At 64.4% G+C, this 18,617-nt stretch carries 17 protein-coding genes; 1 reads left to right on the top strand and 16 read right to left on the bottom strand.

Going from position 1 to position 18,617, the window contains the following annotated elements; all coding sequences use genetic code 11:
* Positions 1-25: 25 nt before the first annotated feature.
* Entirely contained in the window at positions 26-586 is a 561-nt protein-coding gene (msuE, locus tag LU682_RS16810) for an FMN reductase (RefSeq protein ID WP_004576525.1), read from the bottom strand.
* A gap of 338 nt (positions 587-924) precedes the next feature.
* Here msuE and LU682_RS16815 point away from each other — a divergent pair, with 338 nt between their 5' ends.
* On the top strand, positions 925-2,163 hold the full coding sequence (locus LU682_RS16815; RefSeq protein ID WP_010953674.1) for an acyl-CoA dehydrogenase family protein: 1,239 nt from the start codon (positions 925-927) through the stop codon (positions 2,161-2,163).
* A 65-nt stretch (positions 2,164-2,228) separates the two neighbouring features.
* Here the strand turns inward: LU682_RS16815 and LU682_RS16820 are convergent, their stop codons facing one another.
* The 15 genes from LU682_RS16820 to LU682_RS16890 form a co-directional block, all read right to left on the bottom strand.
* A complete protein-coding gene (locus LU682_RS16820; protein WP_010953673.1) occupies positions 2,229-3,215 on the bottom strand; it encodes an ABC transporter permease in 987 nt (328 codons plus the stop codon).
* 1 nt (position 3,216) lies between these two features.
* Positions 3,217-4,194 (bottom strand): ABC transporter permease, encoded by a 978-nt coding sequence (locus tag LU682_RS16825; protein WP_049586224.1) that lies wholly within the window; start codon positions 4,192-4,194, stop codon positions 3,217-3,219.
* On the bottom strand, positions 4,178-5,716 hold the full coding sequence (locus LU682_RS16830) for a sugar ABC transporter ATP-binding protein (RefSeq protein ID WP_010953671.1): 1,539 nt from the start codon (positions 5,714-5,716) through the stop codon (positions 4,178-4,180). Before LU682_RS16830 ends, LU682_RS16825 begins: the two co-directional genes overlap by 17 nt.
* Positions 5,713-6,741, bottom strand: a complete 1,029-nt coding sequence (locus LU682_RS16835) for a sugar ABC transporter substrate-binding protein (protein ID WP_010953670.1) — start codon at positions 6,739-6,741, stop codon at positions 5,713-5,715. Before LU682_RS16835 ends, LU682_RS16830 begins: the two co-directional genes overlap by 4 nt.
* On the bottom strand, positions 6,738-7,709 hold the full coding sequence (locus LU682_RS16840) for a sugar ABC transporter substrate-binding protein (RefSeq protein WP_010953669.1): 972 nt from the start codon (positions 7,707-7,709) through the stop codon (positions 6,738-6,740). Before LU682_RS16840 ends, LU682_RS16835 begins: the two co-directional genes overlap by 4 nt.
* Positions 7,706-8,092 (bottom strand): hypothetical protein, encoded by a 387-nt coding sequence (locus tag LU682_RS16845; protein WP_010953668.1) that lies wholly within the window; start codon positions 8,090-8,092, stop codon positions 7,706-7,708. Before LU682_RS16845 ends, LU682_RS16840 begins: the two co-directional genes overlap by 4 nt.
* A gap of 9 nt (positions 8,093-8,101) precedes the next feature.
* Positions 8,102-9,334 (bottom strand): SfnB family sulfur acquisition oxidoreductase, encoded by a 1,233-nt coding sequence (locus LU682_RS16850; RefSeq protein ID WP_049586227.1) that lies wholly within the window; start codon positions 9,332-9,334, stop codon positions 8,102-8,104.
* 247 nt (positions 9,335-9,581) lie between these two features.
* The gene (locus tag LU682_RS16855; RefSeq protein ID WP_049586229.1) at positions 9,582-10,931 is read right to left on the bottom strand and encodes an OprD family porin; all 1,350 of its coding nucleotides are present in this window, start codon (positions 10,929-10,931) and stop codon (positions 9,582-9,584) included.
* A gap of 289 nt (positions 10,932-11,220) precedes the next feature.
* Positions 11,221-11,994, bottom strand: coding sequence for an ABC transporter ATP-binding protein (locus LU682_RS16860; RefSeq protein ID WP_010953665.1), 774 nt, complete (start codon positions 11,992-11,994; stop codon positions 11,221-11,223).
* A gap of 116 nt (positions 11,995-12,110) precedes the next feature.
* Complete coding sequence (locus LU682_RS16865; RefSeq protein WP_010953664.1) at positions 12,111-13,445, bottom strand: ABC transporter substrate-binding protein; 1,335 nt, start codon at positions 13,443-13,445, stop codon at positions 12,111-12,113.
* A 59-nt stretch (positions 13,446-13,504) separates the two neighbouring features.
* The gene (locus tag LU682_RS16870) at positions 13,505-14,845 is read right to left on the bottom strand and encodes an ABC transporter substrate-binding protein (RefSeq protein ID WP_010953663.1); all 1,341 of its coding nucleotides are present in this window, start codon (positions 14,843-14,845) and stop codon (positions 13,505-13,507) included.
* Positions 14,846-14,923: 78 nt separating this feature from the next.
* Entirely contained in the window at positions 14,924-15,988 is a 1,065-nt protein-coding gene (locus tag LU682_RS16875) for a branched-chain amino acid ABC transporter permease (protein WP_010953662.1), read from the bottom strand.
* 4 nt (positions 15,989-15,992) lie between these two features.
* On the bottom strand, positions 15,993-16,874 hold the full coding sequence (locus tag LU682_RS16880; protein ID WP_010953661.1) for a branched-chain amino acid ABC transporter permease: 882 nt from the start codon (positions 16,872-16,874) through the stop codon (positions 15,993-15,995).
* Positions 16,871-17,641 carry an ABC transporter ATP-binding protein gene (locus LU682_RS16885; RefSeq protein WP_110771718.1) on the bottom strand — a complete coding sequence of 257 codons (771 nt, stop codon included), beginning with the start codon at positions 17,639-17,641 and terminating at the stop codon, positions 16,871-16,873. Before LU682_RS16885 ends, LU682_RS16880 begins: the two co-directional genes overlap by 4 nt.
* Complete coding sequence (locus LU682_RS16890; RefSeq protein WP_010953659.1) at positions 17,638-18,609, bottom strand: AMP-binding protein; 972 nt, start codon at positions 18,607-18,609, stop codon at positions 17,638-17,640. Before LU682_RS16890 ends, LU682_RS16885 begins: the two co-directional genes overlap by 4 nt.
* Between the last annotated feature and the right edge of the window lie 8 nt (positions 18,610-18,617).

The following is an 18,617-nucleotide window of genomic DNA, read 5'->3' on the forward strand; positions in this document are numbered from 1 at the left end:
GCGATGTCTCCTGTAACTCGGAAAGTCAGGCCGCGCGGGCGACCGGGATATGAAAGAAGGCGCCGACGGTATCGAGTACCCGCTCGATCCGTTCGAACTGCGCAGGGTCAGCCAGGCGCTGATCGTCGAAAGACTCGACACTGGCGTACAGGCCGTACGGCAGGGTGTGGGCCTGGAAGAAAGCGAATAGCGGGCGCAACTGGTGATCGATCATCAAGGCATGTCGCTCGCTACCACCGGTGGCGGCAAGCACCACGGGCACGCCCTTGAGCGACTGGTGATCGACCAGGTCGAACAGGTGCTTGAACAAACCGGTGTAGGACGCGCGATACACCGGGCTGCCGACCAGTAGCAGGTCGGCTTGCTCGATGGCCTGCAAATGCGGTTGCAGGTCAGCCGAGGCGCTATCGCGCTCCAGCGAACCGGCCAGGCTGGCGGACAGTTCGGCGATGCGCACCCAGTGCACCTCCAGCTTCGGCAACACGGCCGGCAGCCGCTCCACCAGGGCCTGCAGCAGACCATGGGTGCGTGATGGGGCCCGCAGGCTGCCGGACACCACCACGACCCTGATAACACGTGCGTTCATGCTCATCCCTCCTTGCCCAGCGGGCATTACCTGAGGGAGCTTCAGCAGCAACCGTGCCAACCCATAAAAACCTTTAAATTCAAGTACTTGAACGATAGCGCTAGCAGCCTGAACTGTCTTTTGGCCAACAAGCTGTTGAACCACTGACCCTCGGCCAACAGTTGCCCCGGAAAACGCAATTGACCGCCCACCAACAGTCATTCAGCAAGCTGTCGGCGAGCGAACAGCCCGCCCCACCAGAATGATCACAACCCGTTGATTTAAAAGGAATTCACTGCAAGGCACGAAGTTTGCGAGAGCGTCACCGTCAGCAATCGCATCAATCGAGGAGAACTGCGATGACCGCCCAAGCCCCACTGCCCCACCTGTCTACCGGTACCCACTACGAATCCCTTGCCGCCCGCTTCCGCCCCATCTTTACCCGCATCGCCGAATCCAGCGTGGCACGCGAGCGCGACCGCACCCTGCCCCATGAGCCCATCCAGTGGCTCAAGGACGCCGGCTTCGGCGCCGTGCGTGTACCCGTCGAACAGGGCGGTGCCGGCGCTTCCCTGCCACAGTTGTTCCAGCTGCTGATCGAACTGGCCGAAGCCGACTCCAATGTGCCGCAGGCACTGCGCGGGCATTTTGCTTTCGTCGAGGATCGCCTCAACGCCCATGCCAGCACACCACAGGACGTCTGGTTCAAACGCTTCGTCGACGGCGATCTGGTGGGCTGCGCGTGGACGGAGGTGGGCGCAGTGAAGATCGGCGACGTCAGCACCCGGGTGTCGCGCCGGGGTGATCAGTGGGTGGTCAATGGCACCAAGTACTACAGCACCGGCAGCCTCTTCTCCGACTGGATCGACCTGTTCGCCCGCCGAGACGACACCGGTGGCGACGTGATCGCAGCGATCCGTACCCGCCAACCCGGCATCACCCAGAGCGACGACTGGGATGGTTTTGGCCAGCGCACCACCGGCAGCGGCACCTCGGTGTTCGAGAACGCGGTGGTCGAGGAAGAGAACATCATCGACTTCGCCACCCGCTTCAAATACCAGACGGCGTTCTACCAACTGGTGCTGCTCGCCGTCATCGTCGGTTCCGGCCGCGCCGCCGTGCGTGACTTCAGCCAGGAAACCCGCAAGCGCACGCGCGTGTTCAGCCATGGCAATGGCGCAGCGGTAAGCGAGGACCCACAGGTATTGCAGGTTATCGGCAAGGCCTCCGGGCTGATCTATGCCGCCGAGGCAGGCACCCTGCGCGCCAGCGAAGCCGCGCAGCAAGCCTACCTGGCGCGTTTCGGCAATGACGAAAACGCCGAGCGCAAGGCCAACATCGCCGCCGAACTGGAATCGGCCCAGGCCCAGGTGGCGGCCATCGAAGCGGTGCTACGTGCCACCAGCGACCTGTTCAACACCCTCGGCGCCTCTGGTACCAGCACCACCAAACAGCTCGATCGCCACTGGCGCAACGCCCGTACTGCCGCCTCGCACAACCCGGTGATCTACAAGGAACGCATCATCGGCGACTGGCACGTCAATGGCAGCGAGCCGCCCTATGTATGGCAGATCGGTGGCGGTGCCAAGCAGTCCTGAAAGCATGGCCTGGGGCATACCCCAGGCCTCGTCACGACACTGGCGTTCCGCCCGGAACGCCAGAACTATCCAGCGCCGAGTCGCCGACTGGCAAAACTGAACAGCAGAACCGAGAGAATCAGAACGCCGGTGGCCACCTGCTGCCAGAAGAAATTCCAGCCGATCAGCAGCAGACCGTTGGCCGTTACGTTGAGAAATAGCACACCGAGCAGTGTACCGGGTACGTTGACCCGGTTGTGCAGGCTCAACGTGGCACCGATGAAGACCGCACCGATGGCATTCATCAGGAAGGCATTGCCGGACATCGGCGCGTAGGCGTTCACCGTGGCCGGCAGCAGAATGCCCGCCAGCGCGCTGGCAAAGGCACTGGCGATGAACACCAGGGCAGCGATACGTCGCTGCGCCAGGCCCGAATAACGCGCCACCAGTGGCTGGCTGCCAAGGACGATGATCTCCCGGCCTAAGCGGCCACGCGCCAATACCACGCCATACACCAGCGCCAACAGTGCGACCAGCAGCAAGGGTAGCGGCACGCCGAGCATGCGCTCAGTGGCCAAGCCGCTGCGTACCTGCGCCTCCAGGTAGATCGGTTGTCCGCCCTCGGAAAGCAGCTTTTGCACGCTGCTGCCAATGAACAGCGTGCCAAGGGTGGCGAGAAAAGGGGAAATACGCAGCCCGGCGATCAGCCCGGCATTGAACAACCCGGCCAGGCTGCCAGCCAGCAGCCCACCGGGAATCGCGACATAGAGCCCGAAGCCGGCATTGAGCAGCAGGACGAAGGTCAGCGCCGAGAAGTCCAGCGCAGTGCCGACTGACAGGTCGATGCCACCCGCAGCGATGGCGTAGGTCATGCCGATGGCGACGATGGCCAGCAGCACGAAATTGTTCAATAACAGGCTGGACAGGTTGCCGACGGTGAGAAAGCCGGGTGCCTTCAACGCGAAGAACAGTAGAACGGCGGCGAACAGCGTCGGCATGACCAGGCGCAGCAACGCCCGGCCAGAGAGCCCGGTCAGACCGGCAGGCTGCGGGGCGGATAACGAATCGGACATCTCAGGCCTCCTTGTTGCGCAAACCGGACAGGGCCACCACCAGCAGGATCAGGACACCCTGCACGCCGTCGACCCAGAAGCTGGAAATATTCAGAAGCTGGAAGCCGTTGATCAGCACCCCGACCAGCAACGTTGCCAGCAGCGTGCCGCCGATGCTCGGCTGCAGACGCTGGGAGAAGATCACCCCAAGAAAAGCGATGGCCACCACGGACAGCAGCATCTCGCCGGAACCGGTGGTGCTGCCGCTGAACCAGGCCGCCGAACAAAACGCGGCCAGGCTGCCGCACAGACCGCTGATCAGGTAGCTGGCGAACACGTAGCCACGCACCGACAGGCCAGCGGCATTAGCCGCCTCCGGGTATTCTCCGATGGCGTACAGACGCAGGCCGAATGGCGTGTACTGCGTCAACACGATCAGCACGCCACCGACCGCCAGCAGCACCCAGGCCAGGGCTGGCACGCCGACCCAACTACCGAAAGCCAGCCCTTCCAGCAACGGCGAAGTGCTGGGCAGCACGGTGTTTTCGGTCAGCACCAGTTCCAGCCCGGCCACCAGGTTCATCGTGGCCAGGGTCGCCAGCAGCGGCGGCAAACGGAAACCGACCACCACCAGCGCATTCAGCGTGCCGATGGCCAGGCCAGTGCCAAGCGTCGCGGCGATGCTGACAACATCGCCGAAACCGGCGTTGTTCAGGCTGGCATAGACCGCAGCGGACAACCCGAGGTTGGCCGCCAGCGACAGATCAAGCCCACCGGACACCACGTTCGAGCCGCCGCCGATGATCACCGTGGTCAGGCCGAAGGCAAGGCTGCCGAGGATCGCCGACTGAGCTAGCACATTGACCAGGTTGCTCAGGGTGAGGAAGTTCGGCGCACTGAGGGCGAAGGCCAGCAGGATCGCGGCGAAGGCCAGCAGCGCGCCACGGCGCAGCAGCCACTGCGCGAATCGCGGGTGGAAGGCATCAGATAGCAATGGCATAGGCATAGAAAGGTCGTTCCTCGTTCTGCGCGCGTTGCGCGCCGGTAGCCACCGCCAGCAGGCGGTCACTGTTCGCCTCGCCAGCGGCGAAACGTGCGGCGATGGCGCCGCGGTGCATGACATGAATGCGGTCGCAGAGGCCGATCAACTCCGGCAGGTCGGACGAGAGGATCAGCACCCCGGCGCCCTCCTTCACCAGTTCACCGATCAGCCGATAGATCTCCACCTTGGCGCCAACATCGATGCCAACGCTGGGCTCGTCCAGCAGGTACAGGCTGGAACACCGCGCGAACCACTTGGCCAGCGCCACCTTTTGCTGATTGCCGCCGCTGAGCTGACGCACCTTGGCATGCGCGCCATGGGCCTTGATCCTCAGGCGCTCGATCAGCTCCAGGGTGGTATGCCGCTCGCGCGCCGGCGACAGCAGCCCCAGGCGGACGAAGCGCGACAGTGCCGCCAGGGTGGTGTTCTCCTGCACGCTCAGATCAAGCGCCACGCCTTGCCGACGGCGCTCCTCGGGCATCAGCGCGACGCCCTGGGCGACAGCCTCGCGCGGACTGCGCAAGGACAACGGTTGCCCGTCCAGGCGCACCTCGCCGCTGTCCGGTGGCGCCAGGCCGAACAGGCTGCGTAGCAACTCCTTGGCGCCCGAGCCCACCAGCCCGGTGAGGCCGACGATCTCGCCACGGCGCACCTGCAGGTCGATGCCCTGGTAGGCCCGTGCCCGCCCCAGCCCGCGCACGTCGAGCAACAGCGCACCGGCAGGCACCGCTACCTTGGGGTACAGCTCGCCGACTTCGCGGTTGACCATCAGGCGGGTGATCTGCTCCAGCGACGTGTTGCGCGGGGAGACTTCAGCGACATCGCGACCGTTGCGCAGTACCGTCACGCGGTCGCACAGGGCCTCGATTTCCTGCAGGTAATGGGAGATGTAGACGATCGCCAGGCCATCGTCACGCAGGCGCTGGACGATCCGCAGCAAACGCTCCACCTCACGCTGCACCAGGGCCACGCTGGGTTCGTCGAACACCAGCACACGCGGTTTGATCAGCAGCGCGCGGACGATCTGCACCATCTGTTGCTCGGCGCTGCTCAGTTCACCGATCAGCGCATTCGCCGGCAGTCGCAGGCCGAAGTAGTCGTCCAGCAGACGCGCGGCCTCGCGCTGCTGAGAGCGGCGATCGAGCAAGGGCCCGAATCGCCGTTCATGGCCGAAGAACAAGGCTTCACCCACGGTGAAACGGGCCGGCAACAAGCGTTCCTGGTGGATGAAGCCAATGCCCAGGCGCTCCACCTGGCGCGGGCTGAAATGCCCGTGCGGCTGGCCGTCGAGCAGCAGGCTGCCGGCGTCCGGGCGGTGGATGCCGGCCAGCACCTTGATCAGCGTAGACTTGCCGGCGCCGTTCTCGCCCACCAGACCGTGCACGCTGCCCGCCGCCACCCGCAGGCTGGCGCCGTCGAGCGCCCGGGTGGCACCGAAGGTCTTGACAATGCCACGCAGCTCCAGCACCGGCGTACTCATGCGTCGCCTCGGATGCGTTTGACGTCATCGACGTTGCCCGCCGTGGTCAGCAGGGTCTCGACGAAGGTTTCGGGCGGCAGATCGTGCTCGCCGGCCAGGTAGCGGGCGACGTTATGCACCGCCGTACGGCCGATCAACGCAGGCTGCTGCGCCACCACTGCAGCCACCGGGCTGCCGGGCTGGCGCAGCAATTCCAGCACCTCGGGCGTACCGTCGACGCCATAGGTGCGCACTTCATTGCGTCCGGCTTCGATCAGCGCCTGGCTGGCACCGAGCTGCGGCAGATCCCAGGCCGCCCAGATCGCGTCGAGCTCACCTTTGGGGTACTTGTTGAGCAAGGCGGCAACCTGACTGCGGGCATCCTGCACGGTGTTGGGAATCACGTCGCGCAGCTCCGGCTGGATGAACTCGATCTGCGGGTAGAACTTGCTCACCAGCTTCAACTGGTCATAGCGAATGCCGCAGCTCGGCACGCCATAGAAGCCATTGAACAGCAGCACCCTGCCCTTGCCGCGCAGATCGGCCACCAACTGCTTGGCCAGCAGCAAACCCGTGCTCCAGTTGTCTGCGGAAATCGTATTGACCGCGTACTGCGACGGCACCTCGATGGTGAACAGCGGGATGCCGGCGGCGCTGATGCGCTTGAACCAGGGCTCGATGATGCTCAGCGTGCCGAGGGTGTGAATAACTGCATCGGGCTTCAGCGTCACCAGATTCTGCAACTGGGTCACCATGGCCTTGTCGTTGCGCCCGGCATCCAAGGTGATCGGCGTGCCGCCCAGGCGCTGTACTTCCTCGACCTGCGCCTTGAAGGCCCGGCTGTCGAAGTAGATGCTGGTGCCCACGGTGCTGATGGCGATGCGCTTGCCCTTCAGCGAAGGTACTGTGGCACTGGCCTCGGCACCGCTGTCGGCTCCAGCCGCCATGGCGCGGGTCAATGGTGCGGCAAGCCCGAGAGCGAGCATCGCCGAGGACGCGCCGAGCAGGCAGCGCCGGGACATGCCGGAGCAGTCGTTGTCACTCATTGGTCACCTCGCAGGTGCTTGACCTGAGCCAGGTTGTCGCGGGTCGTCAATAGCGCGGCGACATGGGTTTCCTTCGGCAGATCACGCTGGCCGGCCAGGTAGCGGGCAACGTTGCGCACGGCGGTGCGGCCGATCAGGTCGGGCTGCTGCGCAACCACCGCGCCGATGGGCGAATCGTCATGGGCGAGCAGCTCCAGTACCTCCGGCGTGCCGTCCACACCATAGGTGCGGATTTCACTGCGCCCGGCGTCGATCAGCGCCTGGCTGGCGCCGAGCTGAGGGATGTCCCAGGCTGACCAGATGGCGGCGATATCGCCCTTGGGGTACTTGTTCAGGAGCGCGGCGATCTGGCTGCGGGCGTCCTGCACGGTGTTGGGAATCACGTCACGCAGCTCCGGCTGGACGATCTGCAATTGCGGATGATCGGCCAGTACCTTCTTCAACTCGTCGTAGCGGATCGCACAGACCGGCACCCCGTAGAAGCCGTTGAACACCAGGATGCGGCCCTTGCCGCCGGTGTCGCGCACCAGCTGTTCGGCCAACGCGCGGCCGGCCGCGACGTTGTCCGAGGTGGTGTTGTTGAGGCTGTACTGCGATGGCACATCAATGGTGAAAAGCGGGATACCTGCTGCCTGGATGCGCTTGAGCCAGGGGTCGATCACGCTCAGGGTACCGAGGGTCTGAATTACCGCATCGGGCTTTTGCGTTACCACCGTGTGCAGTTGTGTGACCAGATTGCGGTCGTTGCGCCCGGCGTCGAGGGTGATCGGCGTGCCGCCAAGGCGCTTGATCTCATTGACCTGCGCCTGGAACGCCTTGATGTCGAAGTAATGACTGGTGCCGGTCATGCTCACGGCAATGCGCTTGCCGACCAGCGACGGTACGGCCTCACCCTCCTCCTCGGCGTGTGCCAGGCCGCCCGCCAATGTCAGCACCAGAACGGTGAGCAACGTCAGGATTCGACTCATGCCTGCGCCCTTTGCTCATCTGCCAAGGCGGCGCCGTTGAGGTAGTGGTCGCCGAGCAGTCGCCGTTGAGTGGGCAGTGCCGGTTCGGCGCTGCCCGGCTGTGGACGCGGCAGACTACTGCCGACCAGTTCGAAATGCGTCTGCGCGGCCAGGCGCGCGGCCTCGGCGGCGCCCAAACGAAAAGCGATGGCGGCCGACTGCGAGGCGTCGGCGCGTGCCAGCAACGCGTCGGCGGCGTCGATACGGATGCGCAACTCGCCGACTGCAGCGATGACCAGCGCTTCATGGCGAGCACTCTGCCCGCGCAGGTAGTCAAGCAGAGCTGCCTCGACATGACGGGCGTGGGCCAGGTCACCCCGGCCTTGGGAATGGGTGTTGGACATGGCGTGACCTCAGTTCCAGGAATGACGTTGCGGCTTGATGCCGTTGAGCAGTTGATTGCCGACCAGGTGGTACTTCCAGCGCACCGGGTCATGCAGCGTGTGGGTGCGCGCATTGCGCCAGAAGCGATCCAGCCCCTGGCTGGCCGAAACGCTGCGCGTGCCGCCCAGCTCCAGCAGGCGACTGGACGCCTCTAGGGAAATCTCGGTAGACAGCACCTTGGCCTGGCCGACCACCACTGAGGCTTCAGCAACGTGCTCTTCGCTAGGCTCGGCGACGGCGCGATCAACGGCCTCGGCAGCGCGCTGCAAGATCGCCTCGGCCGCCTGCAGGCGCCAGGCCAGTTCGCCGATCAGTGCCTGGCCAAGTGGATCCTGCCAGCCATGCTGCAAGCCGCTGTCGACCCAGGGGCGTGCCTGACGCGCCACACGCAGGGTTTCGGCAAAGGCACCACGGGCGATGCCGGTGTCTACGGCGGCCTGGATGATCTGCGAGATCGGGCCATCAGCGGTTGGCTGGTCGTAGGCCTTCCAGGCCGGTATCACATCGCTCGCTGGCACCCGGACGCCTTCGATACGCACCTGGCCGCTGGCTGTAGTGCGCTGGCCGAAGCCATCCCAACTGTCGATCACCGTCAGGCCAGCGGCATCGCGTGGCACGAAGGCGATGTGCGGGCGGCCCTCCTCGTCGACCCCTGCGACCGGGACGATGTGGGCGAACAGCGCCCCCGTGCAGTAGGCCTTCTCGCCATCGAGCACGGCGCTGTCGCCGTCGAAGCGGATCTGCGTCTGAAAGGTGGTGACGTACTGGCTGCGCGCCTCGGAAAAGGCGTTACCGAAACGGTAGCCTTGCAGCACCTTGGCGTAGTAGCGGTGCTTCTGCGCCTCGCTGCCGGTCAGGCCGAGGTTGCTGAGCACACCAAAGTGGTTCTGCGGCAACTGACCGAGTGATGAATCGGCGGCGGAGATGGTCGCGATCACCTCGCTGAGGGTGACATAAGATACCCCGGCGCCGCCGTGCGCCTTGGGCACACTGATCGCCCACAGACCGCTTTCGGAAAAGCGCTCCAGTTCCTCCCAGGGCAGGCGCCGCTCGCGATCACGCCAGGCCGCCTCACGGGCAAAATCCTCGGCCAAGCGCTGCGCCACCTCGATGGCTTCGGCGTCGCTACGGATGATCTGTGCCGGGCGCCGTGGCGCCGAGCTGACCTGCTCACGCAGATCGGCGGGTTGTGACTGGGTCATGTGTTGCTCCAAGCGTGATGGATTCCCCAGGGCTAGTGCACAGCCCGTACCAACTCAGGAAATCCTTCTTATTCAATGACTTGACGTGCAATTCAGATAATCGGAAAAGCACCTGTGGCGGCAAACTGTGGATTGGCTGTTGCCGGGCGGACACTTGCCTCAGAACCTGCCGACCGCTCCTCGCCTGTTTTTGCCAGGCCGCCATCGGTGTTGCATGGCGGTATCTCGCGAGACCGTGAGCTGGTGCTCAGAGGCTGATATCCAGCGGGTACTGGACGATCAGGCGCAGTTCGTCGACATTGGACTCGGCGACGTGATCGCCACCGACGCGGTGGGTGGCCTGCATCAGGTTGAACGAGAGGTCCTTGGCCGGCCCACTCTGCAGCACGTACTTCAGCCACAGGTTGCGCTCCCAGTGGCGGCCGTCCTCGGTTCCATTGAAGTAGCTGTAAGCGCCACCGGCGCGCGTGCCGTCGATGTCGGTACCGCGTACGTAGCGGGCCGTCAGGCTCAGCCCAGGGACGCCAAGCGGGGCGAAGTCATAGTCGTAACGGGCTTCCCAGGCTCGCTCATTGGGGTTATTGAAGTCGGAAACCTGCGAGGCGGCATCCAGCTGCAGGTCATAGGTGTTCCACACGTAGTCGAACGGCGTGTCGCCATCGATGCGCGTGTAGGACAGCTTGAAGCCATGAGCGCCGGCAGCCAGACCGGCATGCACGCTCCATGAGTCGTTGTCGATCTGGCCGGCCAGCGCCTGGCCGCTGTCACGGGTGCGGTAATAATTGAGGCCGGTCTTCAGGCTCAGCTCGCTACCCAGCGGCTGCACATGGTCGACGCTGAAGAACGACTGGTTCCATACGTCGTCGAGGCGGCTGCTGTGCAGGCGCAAGGTGAGCTGGTCGTTGAACCGGTAATCGCCACCCAGGTACACCACATCGTTGGCGCCCTTGATACGCCCGGCATAGACGGTGCCGAGATCACCACGGTGGTTGCTGGCGTTGCGGTCACTGCTCGACTCCAGCTTGCCGCCCTGCAGGCTCAGGCCATCCAGCGAGTTGTTGTTGAAGATGAAGCCGCGCAGCGTCTGCGGCAGCAGGCGAATGTCGCTGGCGTGCAGCACCGGGCTGGTCGGGCTGACGTCGCCATAGCGCAGCTCGGTGTCGAAGGCGCGCACCTTGAGCGCGGTGCCAACCTTGCCGTAGCTGTCCTTCGGCTCGCCATCGAAGTTGCTCCCCGAGCGCGACACGATGCCAGGCACGCCGACACCATTGCCGACCGCCCCATTGCCGCCATCGAGCTTGAGCCCGACCAGCCCCTGCACATCCACGCCGAAGCCGACAGTGCCACGGGTGAAACCGGATTGCAGATTGGCGATGATGCCGTGGCCCCATTCACGATGCAGGCTCTGCCGCTCGCCATTATTGGGATTGAGTGTAAAGTCGCCGTTGCGATAGTCCTGGCTGAAGAAGAAATTGCGGTTGAGCACATGGACCCGCGTGCCGTCGATGAAGCCTTCATCATCGCTGTCGGCAAAAGCGGGGCTGGCCAGCAGGATGGCCAGAGAAAGAGCTGTTCTGTAGCAAACGGTAGAGCGCATGGCAGTGATCCTTGGAATGACGAGGTAGGCGCCTTTCCAGGCGCTGCAGATCCCGTTGTTCCAACAACCATGCCAACAAAAAAAAACCATTGTTATTCAAGCAATTGAACAACTTCCTCAACACTATGATGCTCCGTCTGCGAAGCAATCTGCACAACTGCTGTTGCCGGCGCCACAGCGCTTTCGTCAGGGCGAAAAAAACGCGGCCTGGGCCGCGTTGAATGGAACATCACCTACTCAGTAAAAGGCGGTATGACTGCGCCGCTCCACAGCCGTCGCCACCGCTCAGTCAGCCCTTGCCGCCCAGGTAGAAATGCTGAATATCTTCCCGCGCGGCCAGCTCGGCAGCACTGCCCTCACCTACCACCCGGCCGTTTTCCAGGATGTAGGCATGGCTCGCATAGCGCAGGGCAACGTTGATGTTCTGCTCGGCCACCAGAAAGCTCACGCCCTGCTGCGCATTGAGCTGGGCGACGATGGCGAAGATCTCCTCGACGATGATCGGCGCCAAGCCCATCGAGGGTTCGTCGAGCAGCACCAGGCGCGGTTTGGTCATCAGCGCGCGGCCGATGGCGAGCATCTGCTGCTCACCGCCGGAAGTCAGCCCAGCCTGAGTCTTGCGCTTGGTCTTCAAGCGCGGGAACCAGGCATAGATGCGCTCCAGATCCTGCTCCAGTTGGCGCCGCGTCGGGTTACGCAGGAAGCCGCCACTGCGCAGGTTTTCCTCGATAGTCAGGTGGGAGAACACATGCCGTCCTTCCAACACATGGACGATACCCTGGCGTGCCAGCAGGTTGGCCGCGACACCGGCGGTGTCCTGCCCCTGGAAGCGGATATGGCCACGACTGACATGCGCCCGGTCGGCCTGAACCAGGCCGGAAATAGCCTTGAGCGTGGTGCTCTTGCCAGCACCGTTGGCGCCTAGCAAGGCGACGATATCGCCCTGCCCGACCCGCAGGGATACACCGGCCACGGCAAGGATCGTGCCGTCGTAGATCACTTCGATGTCCTCCACTGCCAGCAGTTCGCTGCTGACGGCGGCTGGAAGCGTCGCATTGGTCATGGATTATTACCCTCTGGTCATCGTTCAGCGGGCGGCGCCTGCCGCCCCCAAGCCTTGAAATGCGTTGCCCGTACCGGTTCCGGCCAAAGCCCCTGTCGCAGCTGGAAAGCGCGCGCTCACGGCGCGTCGCACACGCGGGGCGTCGTGCCTTTCTCTTTCGCGTACTCGGCAGCCTTGGCGTCGATCAGGGGGCGCAGGGTGGCATGATCGGCCTGCACCCAATCGGTAATCAGCTTCCACTGCTGGCCATCCCACTGCTGCACCTTGACGGCACCGCCACCCTCGTGGTCGCTGCACGACAGCTTCAGCGGCTGCATCAGCCCCAGGAAACCGATCGCCTTGAGCCGCGCATCGTCAAGGTCGAGGTGCTCCAGGCCCCAGCGCCCTTCCTCGCCATTGAGCGGGCGTGCGCCGAAGTGCTTCTGCGCGGCGCGGATCGCCTCGACGGCGATGGCGGCATTCACCAGGCCGGAGTTGTAGTAGACGCTGCCGAAGCTCTTCGGATCCTTGAGGTCGCTCTTGCCCTTGTCGAGGATGTGTTCCTTGATGCGCTGGTGGATGTCGAAGTCGGCACCGCCCGGATAGGGCGTCAGGGCCAGATAACCCTTGCCCGCCTCGCCGGCCGGCAGCACGTCTTCATTGGAGCTGGCCCAGATGTCGCCAATGACGCGGTCGACCGGAAAGCCGAAGCGCGCCGCGGTCTTGATCGCCACCGGGGTGGACACGCCCCAGGTGCGCAGGAATACCCAATCCGGCTTGAGCTGGCGCACCTGGCGCCACTGCGAGGCCTGCTCGTTACCCGGGTCGGCGACGGGAATCTGGATGTTCTCGAAGCCGTACTTCTCCGCCAGCAGCTTCAGCGGCCCCTGGGTTTCCCGGCCATAGGCGGAATCGTGGTAGACGGTGGCGATCTTCTTGCCCTTGAGCTTGTCCAGCCCACCCTCACGCTCGGCCACGTAGTTGATGAATGCCGAAGCCTCGCTGTAGAAGGTCAACATCACAGGGAAGTTGTAGGGAAAGACGCGGCCATCGGTGGCCTCGGTACGACCATAGCCGAGGGTGATCAGCGGAATCCGGTCGGCCTCGGCCTTGTCCGCCAGGGCATAGGCAGCCGGCGCACCATTGGGCTGGTAGACCGCCACCGGAGCGCCATTGAGGCCGTTCTTGAAGCGCTCGTAGCACTCGATGCCCTTCTCGGCCGTCCACTCGGTCTCACATTCCTGCCAGACCAGCTTGACGCCATTGATGCCGCCTTCGACTTCGTTGATGTAGCGTAAGTAATCGATCATCCCGGCCCACACCGGAATGCCGCTGGAGGCATAGGCACCGACTCGGTAGGTGGCTAGCGGGAAGAATTGTTCATTGGCCGCCTGGGCCGCCACCGGCAGCGCGGCGTAGCTCGCGAGCGCCAGGCCGAAGGCGGCGATACTGCGTTTCAGGGTTGCATGCATGGTCTTTCTCCACAGCCGCCCGGCCCACGCGACGGTGGCCGGGCGTAGGTCATAGGGGTTTATTGCTCGTTGGCGCAATCACGCGGGGTGATGCCCTTCTCCTGGGCATAGGCGGCGGACTTGGCCTCGATCAGCGGACGCAAGGTGGTGCGGTCGGCCTGGATCCAGTCGGTCACCAGCACCCATTTCTCTCCGTCCCATTGCTGAACGCGGGCCGCACCACCGCCCTCGTGATCGGAGCAGGACAGCTGCAGCGGCGGCAGCAGCCCTTCGAAGCCACTGGCCTTGAGGCGCGCGGCGTCGATATTCAGATGCTCGAAGCCCCAGCGCGCCTCCTCACCATTGAGAGGGCGGTGACCAAACTTGCCCTGGGCGGTGCGCAGCGCCTCGACGGCAATCGCGGCATTGATGAGGCCGATGTTGTAGTACACCTTGCCGAAGTAGCGCTTATCCTTCAGGTCGCTCTTGCCGACATCGAGTATGTGCTGGCGCAGGCGCTGGTGAATCTCGAAACCGTCGCCACCGGGGAACGGCGCCAGGGCCTGATAGCCCTTGGCCGCCGCGCCGGCAGGAAGCACGTCGGCCTCGGAGCCGGCCCAGACGTCGCCGATGATGCGTTCCACCGGGATGCCGAAGCGTGCAGCCGTCTTTATGCCGACCGGAGTGGACACGCCCCAGGTACGCAGGAACACCCAATCTGGCTTGATCTGCCGCACCTGGCGCCACTGCGCCGACTGCTCATTGCCCGGATCGGCCACCGGGATCTGGATGTTCTCGAAGCCGTATGTTTCCGCCAGCAGCTTCATCGGCGCCTGGGTTTCCCGGCCGTACGCCGAGTCGTGGTAGACGGTGACGATCTTCTTGCCTTTGAGCTTGTCGAAGCCGCCCTCGCGCTCGGCGATGTAGTTGATGCCCACCGAGGCCTGACCGTAGTAGTTCAGCAGCAGTGGGAAGGCATAAGGGAACACGCTGCCGTCGGTAGACTCGGTGCGCCCGCCGGCACCATCGATCAACGGGATGCGGTCGGCTGCGCCCTTCTCCATCAGCGCATAGGACCCCGGAGTGCTGTGGGTGAAGAAGAACGCCGTCGGTGCGCCATCCTTGCCATCCTTGTAGCGCTCGTAGCACTCGACGATACGGTCGACGTTCCATTCGGTCTCGCACTCCTGCCAGACCAGCTTGACGCCGTTGATTCCGCCTTCCACCTCGTTGATGTAGCGGAAATAGTCGATCTCCCCGGCCCACCAGGGAATCCCGCTGGAGGCATAGGCGCCGACCCGGTAGGTGGCCATGGGAATGAACTGTTGGTTGTCGGCGGCCTGGGTGACGACCGGCGACAGGGCCTGGGCGCCGAGCACGAAGAGGCTGACGAGCAGGTGGCGATGCAAGGGTTTGCGCATGGTGTGAGCTTCTTGTGCTGGGGTGAAAACCTCCTTTCCCGCGGTCGGGTCAAGGTTGATGGAAAGCGGCGGTCGTGCTCAGAATCGCAGCGGCCAGACCCTGATACGTTCGCGCAGGTCGCCGAGCAGGCGTACCAGGCCTTCCGGCTCCTTGATCAGGAACCAGATGATCAGGCAGCCGAAGAGAATCTTCTGCAGGTTCTGCAATTGCCCGGCATCGACGTTGCCGCCGAACAGCCACTGCCCGGCATGGCTGAGCAGAATCGGTGTGAGGCTGATGAAAGCCGCGCCGATGAAATTGCCGGCGATACTGCCCATGCCACCGATGATGATGATGAAGAGGATCTGGAACGAGCGGTTGATGTCGAAGCTGCCGGCACTGGACGTGCCCAGGTAGGCGAAGGCCCAGAGCGCCCCGGCGATGCCCAGGTAGAAAGAGCTGACGGCAAAGGCCAGGCGTTTGTAGCGCTCCACTGGAATGCCGATGACCGAGGCGGCGGTATCCATGTCGCGGATCGCCATCCAGTTGCGCCCGACCTGGCTGCGCACCAGGTTGACCGCGACCCAGGTCAGCAGCACCACGCAGCTCAGGGTCAGCAGGTAGCGACCGACCGGCGAGGCCAGGCTGTGGCTGAACAACTCCAGGCGCGGTGCACTGATGGTGCCGGACGAGGCATGGTTGTAGAACCAGGGAAACTTGGCGAACACCCACTCGAGGAAGAACTGCGCAGCCAGCGTGGTGACCATCAGGTAGAAACCCTTGATCCGCGAGCTGGGAATGCCGAACAGCAAGCCGACCAGGCCGGCAATCAGCCCGCCGCCGATCAGCGCCAGCGGCAACGGGAGCCCAGGCACACGCAGCAGCAGGCCGTAGGTGGCGAAGGCGCCCACCGCCATGAAGCCGGCGGCACCGACCGAGGTCTGCCCGGTGTAGCCGGTCAGCACGTTCAGCCCCAGCCCGGCCAGCGACAGCACCAGGAAGGGAATCAGGATCGCGTTGAGCCAGTAGTCGTTGCCCAGCCAGGGCAAGCCGACGAAGGCCACCAGCAGCAGCAACGGCAGGCCCACTGGCCAGCGACGGCGCACCAGGGTCAGCGGCGCCTCGTCGAAGCCGGCGCCCAAGCGTGAAACGGTAGCGGTCATTGCGTCATACCCGTTCGATGGCCCGGTCGCCGAACAGGCCGGCCGGACGGATGTAAAGGAATATCAGGGCGAGGAAATAAGCGAACCAGGGCGTGATGCCGCCGCCGATCAGTGGGCCGATGTAGGCTTCGGCGAGGTTCTCGGCGGCGCCGACGATCAGCCCGCCGACGATGGCTCCGCCAATTGAGGTGAAGCCGCCGATGATCAGCACCGGCAGCGCCTTGAGCACTACCAGCGAGAGCGAGAACTGCACCCCCTGGCGCGCCCCCCAGAGCAGCCCGGCCACCAGCCCGACCATGCCGGCCACGGCCCAGACGATCTGCCAGATGCGGTTGAGGTTGATGCCCAGCGACAGCGCCGCGCGGGTATCGTCGGCCACCGCACGCAAGGCCACACCGATGCGGGTCTTGTTGAACAGCAGCGCCAGCACTGCCACCAACAAGGCGGAAACGCCAGAGGCGACTAGGTCGAACTGGCTGATCATCAGCTCGCCGACGAACAGCGGGACGTCCTCGATGCCCAGATCCAGCGCACGTACCTGGGCGCCCATCAAGCCCTGGGCCAGGCCCTCGATGATGAACGACAGGCCAAGGGTGGCCATGAACAGGGTGATCTGCGAGCGATTGACCAGGGGCCGCAGCACCAGGCGCTCGATCAGCAGCGCGCCGACGATCATCACCAGTACGGTCAGGGCCAACGCCAGGGCGAACGGCAGGCCCTGCTCGTGCAAGCTAACGAATGTCAGCGCAGCAAACAGCAGCATCGCGCCCTGGGCAAAGTTGAACACGCCGCTGGCCTTGTAGATCAGCACGAAGCCGATGGCCACCAGCGAATACAGGGTCCCGGCGAGCAAGCCGCCGATCAAGGTCTCCAGGAAGAAGTTCATCCGTGCGGCGCTCCCAGGTAGGCGGCGATCACATCGGGATTGGCCTGCACTTCGGCCGGTGTGCCATCGCCGACCTTACGCCCGTAGTCCAGCACCACCACGTGGCTGGACAGCCCCATGACCACCTGAATGTCGTGTTCGATGAGAATCACCGTGGTGCCCAGATCACGGTTGATATCGGCGATGAAGCGGCTCATGTCCTGTTTCTCTTCGGCGTTCATCCCCGCCATCGGCTCGTCGAGTAGCAGCAGGGTCGGCTGCGCGATCAGCGCACGCCCCAGCTCAACGCGTTTCTGCAGGCCATAGGCCAGGCTGCCCACGGCAACATCGCGCCAGGGTTGCAGCTCGAGGAACGCCAGCACCTGCTCGGCGCGCTCGGCAAAAGCCCGGGCCTCGCGCCGGGCACGTGGCAGGCCCAGGGCCTGTTCGAGAAAGTAACTGCGCTGGAAACGCGACAGACCGGTGAGCAGGTTGTCCAGCACACTCATCTTCTTGAACAGCGCATTGTTCTGGAAGGTACGGCCGATCCCCAGCCGCGCCGCCTGCAGCGGGTGCGGCCGGCGCAACGGCTCGGTGGCGAAGAACAGCTGGCCGGCATCGGCCCGGTAGACGCCATTGAGGATGTTCAGCAGCGAGCTCTTGCCGGCGCCATTCGGCCCGATCAGGGCGCAGATCTCGCCGCGCCTGACGCTGAAGGACAAGTCGGAAATCGCCTTCACGCCCTTGAACGAGAGCGACACGTTGCGCACCTCCAGCAAAGCACTCATGCCGCGCGCTCCTGATATTCGTGCAGCCATGACAAGCGTGCCGGGCCTTGTAGCGCCACGCTGACAGACGTATTTGGCACCTCGATCCGACGCACGCGATGGAAGCCGAGCAGACGCCGCACCCGCTGCTTCAGCCAGCGACGCAAGCCCTGGTGTGGATTCTCCAGCGTCCAGTCACACAGACGCCGTCGCCAACTGCCTGGTGGCGCCAGGCGGGCGTCGATTTCGTCAGCCAGCGCCTGGGCTCCCGCAGCGGACAGCAGCAACCCGGTCGGGGCGATTTCGCGGCGATCGCGACCAGCAGACTCGCTAGTCTCCGGGAAGGCTAGAGCTTCGCCATGTTGTAACCAGCGGCGCAGCAAATGCCCCAATCCCTCACGCCATTCGGTGCCCTCAACGACCCACAGCACGTCATCGCCTGCGACCTGCGCCCAACCCTGGCGCTGCGCCACCGGCGCCTCGCCGACAAACAGCGTCGACAGCGGCTGCACCTGCCACAAGCCGTTGCTCACGGCATTGGCTTGTGCGGAAAACAAACGCAGTGGCCACAGCTCGGCAAGGCCGCTACCCAACCAGTGCGATACGTCTTCACGGCGCTGAACGAAGGCGAACCCCGGATGTGCCTGGCGCAGTTGCCGTTGCAGGTCATCGCCACGGCTGTCGCGGCCAATCACCAGGCTCTGGCCGCCAAGCTGGTGGGCCGCCAACGCCAGCATCAGCAGGCTCGGCTCGAAGGCACCGCTCAATGCCAGTCGCGCGCCAGGGGTGAAACCCTGCTGGCGCAAGCCATCGGCAACCCGCTCGACCTCACGCAGCACATCGATCCAGCGCCAGGCCTTCCACGCACCGAGACGGCGATGACGCAGGGCGATTTGTGTCGGGCGTTCTCTGGCCCAACGTTGCAGCGCCGTCAGGGCGCTGTCGGCCACTATGTCGGGCAACGGCGGATAGCATTCATGTATGCTCATGCGATGAC

Origin of the sequence: Pseudomonas alloputida, from assembly GCF_021283545.2 — a bacterium.
In the GTDB taxonomy this organism is placed as follows: Bacteria; Pseudomonadota; Gammaproteobacteria; order Pseudomonadales; family Pseudomonadaceae; genus Aquipseudomonas; species Aquipseudomonas alloputida.

What these genes read in the sequence shown, in the direction of transcription:
- msuE (WP_004576525.1), bottom strand. Translation starts at nt 586, where the DNA reads ATGAACGCACGTGTTATCAGGGTCGTGGTGGTGTCCGGCAGCCTGCGG.
- LU682_RS16815 (WP_010953674.1), top strand. Translation starts at nt 925, where the DNA reads ATGACCGCCCAAGCCCCACTGCCCCACCTGTCTACCGGTACCCACTAC.
- LU682_RS16820 (WP_010953673.1), bottom strand. Translation starts at nt 3,215, where the DNA reads ATGTCCGATTCGTTATCCGCCCCGCAGCCTGCCGGTCTGACCGGGCTC.
- LU682_RS16825 (WP_049586224.1), bottom strand. Translation starts at nt 4,194, where the DNA reads ATGCCATTGCTATCTGATGCCTTCCACCCGCGATTCGCGCAGTGGCTG.
- LU682_RS16830 (WP_010953671.1), bottom strand. Translation starts at nt 5,716, where the DNA reads ATGAGTACGCCGGTGCTGGAGCTGCGTGGCATTGTCAAGACCTTCGGT.
- LU682_RS16835 (WP_010953670.1), bottom strand. Translation starts at nt 6,741, where the DNA reads ATGAGTGACAACGACTGCTCCGGCATGTCCCGGCGCTGCCTGCTCGGC.
- LU682_RS16840 (WP_010953669.1), bottom strand. Translation starts at nt 7,709, where the DNA reads ATGAGTCGAATCCTGACGTTGCTCACCGTTCTGGTGCTGACATTGGCG.
- LU682_RS16845 (WP_010953668.1), bottom strand. Translation starts at nt 8,092, where the DNA reads ATGTCCAACACCCATTCCCAAGGCCGGGGTGACCTGGCCCACGCCCGT.
- LU682_RS16850 (WP_049586227.1), bottom strand. Translation starts at nt 9,334, where the DNA reads ATGACCCAGTCACAACCCGCCGATCTGCGTGAGCAGGTCAGCTCGGCG.
- LU682_RS16855 (WP_049586229.1), bottom strand. Translation starts at nt 10,931, where the DNA reads ATGCGCTCTACCGTTTGCTACAGAACAGCTCTTTCTCTGGCCATCCTG.
- LU682_RS16860 (WP_010953665.1), bottom strand. Translation starts at nt 11,994, where the DNA reads ATGACCAATGCGACGCTTCCAGCCGCCGTCAGCAGCGAACTGCTGGCA.
- LU682_RS16865 (WP_010953664.1), bottom strand. Translation starts at nt 13,445, where the DNA reads ATGCATGCAACCCTGAAACGCAGTATCGCCGCCTTCGGCCTGGCGCTC.
- LU682_RS16870 (WP_010953663.1), bottom strand. Translation starts at nt 14,845, where the DNA reads ATGCGCAAACCCTTGCATCGCCACCTGCTCGTCAGCCTCTTCGTGCTC.
- LU682_RS16875 (WP_010953662.1), bottom strand. Translation starts at nt 15,988, where the DNA reads ATGACCGCTACCGTTTCACGCTTGGGCGCCGGCTTCGACGAGGCGCCG.
- LU682_RS16880 (WP_010953661.1), bottom strand. Translation starts at nt 16,874, where the DNA reads ATGAACTTCTTCCTGGAGACCTTGATCGGCGGCTTGCTCGCCGGGACC.
- LU682_RS16885 (WP_110771718.1), bottom strand. Translation starts at nt 17,641, where the DNA reads ATGAGTGCTTTGCTGGAGGTGCGCAACGTGTCGCTCTCGTTCAAGGGC.
- LU682_RS16890 (WP_010953659.1), bottom strand. Translation starts at nt 18,609, where the DNA reads ATGAGCATACATGAATGCTATCCGCCGTTGCCCGACATAGTGGCCGAC.